The following is a 6,227-nucleotide window of genomic DNA, read 5'->3' on the forward strand; positions in this document are numbered from 1 at the left end:
CGGTTCAAACAGGGAGATGGACAATGCGGCTGATGTTGCTGGTAGCGGGAGGTGCGGCGCTGACGCTCGGTGCCTGCGCGCGTGAGGAGATGGCGACCGGTACGCCGATGGCGGGCGGCGCGAAGGCCGTGGCGATGCTTCGAACCGCCGACGGGACCGATGTCGGCCGCGCGACGGCGACTGAGGTGGCGGGCGGGCTGCGCTTCACCGTTGACGCGATGGCGATGCCGGTCGGTACGCACGGCGTCCACGTCCACACCTTCGGCCGCTGCGACGCGCCCGCGTTCACCACCGCGGGCGGTCACTGGAACCCGACGATGCGCAAACACGGTTCGATGAACCCGCAGGGCCCGCACGAGGGCGACCTGCCCAACCTCGTGATCGACTCAGGGGGCCGCGGCACCGTTGGCGCGACGATACCGGGTGCGACGATGGCGAGCCTGATGGACGCGGACGGTGCCGCCTTCATCGTTCATGCCAAGGCGGACGACCTCATGACCGACCCATCGGGCAACTCGGGCGACCGGATCGCTTGTGGCGTGTTCCAGCCGGCTTGAGCTAGATCAGCTCGCCCGCCGCCCGCGCGCGCTCCTCGCGCGTGCGCTCGGCGGCGGGCACTAGGCGATAGGCAGCGATCGCGGCCGCGATCGTGATCGGCGCGGTCAGCAGTAGCGACAGCATGCCGGTTGAAAGACTCTCCGTCAGCGTCGACACGCGCCCCGCCAGATACGGCCCCAGCGCCAGGCCGAGCAGTGTCGTGCCGATGAAGAACGTCGCGGTCGCCGTCCCCCGCATCCGCGGCAGCACCAGATCCTGCGTCGTCGCCGCGGCGGTTCCCAGCGCCCAACTGGCGAAGAACTGCGCCGCGAACAGGCACGGGTAGAGTATCATGGGCGTCTTGGTGGTAAAGCCGATGGCGAGGAACGGCAGCGGCAGGATCGCGCCCGCGACCACCATCACCAGCCGCCCTGCGGGGTTTCGCTGCCGCAACCGGTCGCCGATCACCCCGCCGACCGTCACGCCCAGAAATCCCGACAGCGCGCCGACGCTGCCGAGGATCAGTCCCGCGATCGCCGGCTCCACGCCCAGCACGCGCATCGCATAGGGCGCGGCCCAGAAGCTCGCGGCATAAGCGAGAAACGCGTTCAATCCGTAGGCGACCACCGTGCACACGAACGCGGGCGTGCCGACGATCAGCGCGAAGGTGGCAGGATCGCGACGTTTCAACGCGCACGCCCATGAGAATACCGCGTAACACCCCGTGCCGACCGCGAGCCACTGCGGAGCGGGCTCCCCCATCGCCAGCAGCGCGACGACGACGAGCACGACGACGCCCAAGCCCGCCAGATTGACCAGCAGCGCGCGCGTGCCACCGCGCAGTGCGCCGATCAGCGTCAGCGGCGGCAGGATCGTCAGCAACTCGTCGGCGAAGGCACGGAACGGTGCCGGATGCCGCTCGGGCTCGGGCAAGCCTTCGACCGCGCCGCGGATCGGCTCACGCAGCGTCGCGATCCACGCCGCGAGCACCAGTCCCGGCAGCCCGACCGCGAGGAACGCCGCCTGCCACCCGACCAGCCCCAGCGGGCCACCAAATGGGTAGGCCGCGTTCCAGCGCTGCACGATCGCACCGCCGATGAACAGGGAACACCCGCCGCCGACGTATATACCCGCGGAATAGATCGACAGCGCGGTCGCGCGCAGTTTTCTCGGGAAATAATCCGAGATCAGCGAATAGGCGGAGGGCGAAGCCGTCGCCTCACCGACGCCGACGCCGATTCGCGCCGCGGTCAGCTGCGCGCCCGACGCGGAAAACCCGGAAAGCGCGGTCATCGCCGACCACAATCCAAGCCCGATCGTCATCAGCCTGACCCGCGACCAGCTGTCCGCCAGTCGGCCGAGCGGAATGCCGAACAGCGCGTAGAACACCCCGAACGCGGTGCCGTAGAGGAAGCCCAGGTCCTCGTCCTTCAGGTGCAGGTCGCGCTTGATGTCCTCCGCCAGGATCGAAATCACCTGCCGGTCAACGAAGTTCAGGATGTAGACGACGAACAGCAGCGCCAGCACGTACCAGGCGTATCCGCTCGCGCGCGTTTCGCTCTGGCGTATCTCGCCTGTGATTGCCGGTTCTGCCATCCCCGTCACCCTTTTTGTCTTGAGCCCGAGCCTAGCGGGCAGGGCAGGGCTACGCCAGCGGCCAGCGCGCGACCGGCTCGTATTGCGCACCCTCGTGCCCCAGGTGGCTCTCGTACAGGATCAGGTGCGGCAGCGTGAACGCGGGTGTGGTCAGCCCGGCGTGATCCGCGGCCCAGCGCGCGATCGCGCCCGCGTCGCTGCTGCCCCGGCCGAACCGCGCCAGCGTCAGGTGCGGCAGATAGCGCCGCTCGTCGCGAGCTAGGCCTGCGCGGGCCAGCGCCTGATCGACCTTGCGGTGAAGCGCGGCGAGCGGTTCGGCCGGCACGATCCGCGCCCACAAGGTGTCGACGCGCCCGCGCCGGTCGAACGTGCCGACGCCCTCAACCCGCGCCTCTATTACTGGCGCTGACACCGCGGCGAGCGCGGCGGCGATGTCCTCCGCCTGGGGGCGCTCGACCTCGCCGATGAAGCGCAAGGTCACGTGCAGCTGCTCGTCGTCCTGCCACCGCGCGCCGGGAAGTGCGTCCATCACGTCGACCAGCGCGTCACGGATCGCGAGCGGCGGGCGCAGGGCAACGAACAGGCGGTGCATGCGTCCTCCACATCGGCAGCGGTCAGGCGTGTAACGAACAATTGCTCACGCTCGCGCTAACCATCCGGCTCGCTTGAAAACGGATCGGCGCCGCGCGATATTCGTCGGTGATCCGGTGTTCCATGCCGGACGAAGGAGCGATTTGACAATGGCAAACTGGTCGGACCCTCGGTCCTCTACCGCCCGCTTCGGGGCGGCGCAGGCCGGTACGCGGGACGCCGCCTACGACGCGGGTCTCCGGTCGTACATGCTGTCTGTTTACAACTACATGACCTCGGGCGTGCTGCTGACGGGCATCGTCGCGCTGGGCTTTGCGCTGTCGGGCTACGCGGCCGCCGTGTTCCAGACGCCGCTCAAATGGCTGATCGTGCTCGCCCCGCTCGCCTTCGTGTTCGCGATGAGCTTCGGGCAGAACCGCTTCAGCGCGTCGCAGCTGCGCGGCATGTTCTGGGGCTTCGCGGTCGCGATGGGCCTGTCGCTGTCGACGATCTTTCTCGTCTACTCGCCGGTCGCCATCGCGCAGGCGTTCTTCGCCACCGCGGCGGGGTTCGCGGCGCTCAGCCTCTACGGCTACACGACCAAGCGTGACCTGTCGGCGTTCGGCACCTTCCTGATCATCGGCGTCGTTGGCCTGCTGGTCGCCAGCGTTATTAACATGTTCGTGAACTCGGGTCCGCTCGGCCTCATCATCTCGCTGGTCGGCGTGCTGCTGTTCGCGGGGCTGACCGCCTACGATACGCAGCGGACGAAGAGCATGTATTTTCAGGTCGCCGGCCACGGTGAACTGGTGTCAAAGGCAGTGGTGCTCGCCGCGCTGACGCTGTACCTCGACTTCATCAACATGTTCCTGTTCATCCTGCGTCTGTTTGGTTCCGGCCGCGACTGATCGCAAGCGCAACCAGAATGTGAGATCACGGGCCCGGCGGCCGACCGCCGGGCCCGTTTCGTATGTGCCGAGTTTCTGACCTGCCCTCTCGCCTGAAAGACCCAAGCCCGCGTGCGCCTCTCGATCGACGCCTTTCTCGATTACGGCTTTCCCGAACCCGCCGACGTGTTGCTCCAGATCGAGGCCGCGGCACTGCCCGACCAATGGCTCGAGGCACAGTCGCTCGTGATCGAGAGCGATCATCCGATTCGTGCGGTATCGGGTGAGGAGGGGATCGGCCAGCGCACCTGGGCGACCGCCGAGCACCGGCTCGTCGCGCACTACCGCGCGGTGGTCGAAATCCGCCGCATGACGCCGCCGCTCGCCGCACTGCCGCACACCCCCGCCGGGCTGCTGCCGCCGCAGACGATCCCCTACCTGCTGCCGAGCCGTTACTGCGAGTCGCACCGTTTCGACCATTTCCTGCGCCGCAGCTTCGGCGGTCTGCGCGGCGGCGATCTCGCGGTCGCGCTCAGCGAGTGGGTGCGCACCAACATCGATTACGACGGGGTCGGCAGCGATGGGCGCAGCAGCGCGCTCGACACCTTTGCCGAGCGCCGCGGTGTGTGCCGCGATTTCGCGCACCTGCTCGTCGCACTCGCGCGCGCCGGCGAGATCCCGGCGCGCTGCGTCGCCGCCTACGCGCCCGGCGTCGAGCCGCCCGACTTCCACGCGGTGGTCGAACTGTGGCTGGGCGGCGCCTGGCACCTGATCGACCCGACCGGCATGGCGCACGCGGACGAGATCGCGCGCGTCTGCGTCGGGCGCGACGCGACCGACATCGCGTTCATGACGATCTTCGGTAGCGCTTGGCTCCAGCAGCAGCGGGTCAGCGTCACGCGCCTGCCCGACTGAGCGCGCAGGAACAGGCGCCAGGAACAGGCGAACGCGCGCGTCGTTGATGGGTACGAAACATCGATGGAGGTTCAGGTGCCCGACAACAATCCGATCGACGACCGTGCGCTCGACAGCATGTCGGTCGCGCCAGAGGGTACGCAGGCGGGCAACGCCGGCGGCAGCAAGGACGCGCGGCAGGACGCGGGTCAGGACAAGATGATCAACAAGCGCCTGCAGAAGGACCCCTCGAACGAGGATGCGAAGCTCGACGAGGGTCTCGACGAATCGATGGACGCGTCCGACCCGATTTCGTCCACCATCCCCGGCCGCAAGGACGAGCCACCGGCGTCATCGGGCTTCGACGCTGCCGAGGAGGCCGAGCGCCAGCGCGACGCCTGATCTCCCAAAGCAGTTCTGATGTGAGAGGGTCGGCCATGCGCCGGCCCTTTTCCATCTCACCCGATTGTGGCCGATGCGACACAGGCACGGGAAAGAAAAAGTCTCGCCAACCACTACTCACCGCATTGATGTTGCGCTGCGGCATCTTCCATGATGGATTTGTGACGTGAGGCGCATTCGTTAAGGCTGGCGTTAACCATCCTGACGTATGATCTTCGGATGACGTTGAGCGGGCGGGGTGAATGATGAGCGCGAGGATGAAGCCGGCAGAAGGCGCAATGACGCTGGCGGAGATGAAGGAATTTGCGAGCTTTCCGGCCGCGACACAGCGCTACATCCGGCGCAGCCTTGACGTTGGTCTCGACCGGCAGGACGCGATGCTGCGCTGGTCGCGCGACGTGGTCGAGGCCGCGTCGATCCGCGCACAGGCGCGCCACTATCGTCGGCTCGACACATTGCGGGCGAGCGTGCCCGATGACAGCGGGCTAGACGCGGTGGAGCCGTTTCTCTCGCCGCTCGTCGTCACCTCGGCCTTCGACCTGGGGCAGGGGCGCTTGCTCAGCTTCTCGGCCTACCGCTTCCTCTACGAACGGCTGATCGGTCCGCGCGCGCGTCCGTGGCTTCCCGCCGCATTCTGCTCGGCGGCCGCGCTCCCCCACCTTCATCCGGAGCTGCGTCGCACGCTGCTGCAATCGATCAGCGAGGCTGCCGCGACTGCGTCGGGCTGGTCGTCGCGCCAGCCCGGCTTCTACCCGCATTGGGTGGAGAAGGTAGAGGCGGGCGCGCCGCTTCACTGATCGTCACGCGATGACGAGGCGCGCGTCGACCCCGTACTGCGCGCGCACGTCACCGAGTACGGTGACCAGCCGCGTCAATGGGCCTGTACCGCAGCGTCCGCTTTCTCCGCGCCGTGCACCGTCACCACGCAGGGCCGCGTAGATGTCCCGGAAATCCTGCCAGTTCAAAGCGTCGAGCGTGATCGCCGTCACCGGCACGCGCGCCACCCCATAGCGCCGCGCTTCGCCTGATCGAGATGGAAGTGGTCGCGGTGCGCGGCGTTGTAGTCGGGCGACAGCACGGTGGCGAAAAGCCGGCACGCACCGTCGCGTACCTCGTGCAGGAAGGCGGCCTCGTCCCGCGCCGCCGCACCCTTGCCGCCGCTCCAGTCGCGCACCACGGTGATGCGGCGTCCGTCCGCCAGCCGGAACCCGGCGATGTCGACCGCGTCGGCGGTCGAATGCTCGCTCCAATTGCCCGCGTCGCGCCCGTAGATACGCCGGCACGAGTAGCTGCCGAAATGATCGATCGAGGCGACGCGCGTGCCGAAGTGCCGCTCGGCCG

General features: G+C 68.1%; 9 protein-coding genes. 5 read left to right on the top strand and 4 right to left on the bottom strand.

The window, feature by feature from the left end:
• The first annotated feature begins 23 nt into the window (after positions 1 to 23).
• A complete protein-coding gene (locus QZ847_RS10250) occupies positions 24 to 557 on the top strand; it encodes a superoxide dismutase family protein (protein ID WP_294356241.1) in 534 nt (177 codons plus the stop codon).
• Between the two features lies 1 nt (position 558).
• Here the strand turns inward: QZ847_RS10250 and QZ847_RS10255 are convergent, their stop codons facing one another.
• Both QZ847_RS10255 and thpR read right to left on the bottom strand, forming a co-directional pair.
• Entirely contained in the window at positions 559 to 2,133 is a 1,575-nt protein-coding gene (locus QZ847_RS10255; RefSeq protein WP_294356243.1) for an MFS transporter, read from the bottom strand.
• Between the two features lie 49 nt (positions 2,134 to 2,182).
• Complete coding sequence (thpR, locus tag QZ847_RS10260; RefSeq protein WP_294356246.1) at positions 2,183 to 2,725, bottom strand: RNA 2',3'-cyclic phosphodiesterase; 543 nt, start codon at positions 2,723 to 2,725, stop codon at positions 2,183 to 2,185.
• A gap of 148 nt (positions 2,726 to 2,873) precedes the next feature.
• On the opposite strand from thpR, the gene QZ847_RS10265 reads away from it, so the two are divergent.
• The 4 genes from QZ847_RS10265 to QZ847_RS10280 all read left to right on the top strand — a co-directional run bounded on the left by QZ847_RS10265 (position 2,874) and on the right by QZ847_RS10280 (position 5,683).
• On the top strand, positions 2,874 to 3,611 hold the full coding sequence (locus QZ847_RS10265) for a Bax inhibitor-1/YccA family protein (RefSeq protein WP_294191565.1): 738 nt from the start codon (positions 2,874 to 2,876) through the stop codon (positions 3,609 to 3,611).
• Between the two features lie 111 nt (positions 3,612 to 3,722).
• Positions 3,723 to 4,505, top strand: a complete 783-nt coding sequence (locus QZ847_RS10270) for a transglutaminase family protein (protein ID WP_294356248.1) — start codon at positions 3,723 to 3,725, stop codon at positions 4,503 to 4,505.
• Between the two features lie 63 nt (positions 4,506 to 4,568).
• On the top strand, positions 4,569 to 4,886 hold the full coding sequence (locus tag QZ847_RS10275; protein WP_093005269.1) for a hypothetical protein: 318 nt from the start codon (positions 4,569 to 4,571) through the stop codon (positions 4,884 to 4,886).
• 245 nt (positions 4,887 to 5,131) lie between these two features.
• Positions 5,132 to 5,683, top strand: coding sequence for a hypothetical protein (locus QZ847_RS10280; protein ID WP_294191567.1), 552 nt, complete (start codon positions 5,132 to 5,134; stop codon positions 5,681 to 5,683).
• Positions 5,684 to 5,686: 3 nt separating this feature from the next.
• Here QZ847_RS10280 and QZ847_RS10285 read toward each other — a convergent pair whose 3' ends face one another.
• Together QZ847_RS10285 and QZ847_RS10290 are read right to left on the bottom strand one after the other, a co-directional pair.
• A complete protein-coding gene (locus QZ847_RS10285; protein ID WP_294356251.1) occupies positions 5,687 to 5,881 on the bottom strand; it encodes a hypothetical protein in 195 nt (64 codons plus the stop codon).
• Positions 5,872 to 6,227: extensin family protein (locus tag QZ847_RS10290; RefSeq protein ID WP_294356252.1), on the bottom strand; the 356-nt coding region annotated here is incomplete at its 5' end. The genes QZ847_RS10285 and QZ847_RS10290, both read right to left, overlap by 10 nt.

Origin of the sequence: uncultured Sphingomonas sp., from assembly GCF_913778135.1 — a bacterium.
Lineage (GTDB): Bacteria > Pseudomonadota > Alphaproteobacteria > Sphingomonadales > Sphingomonadaceae > Sphingomonas.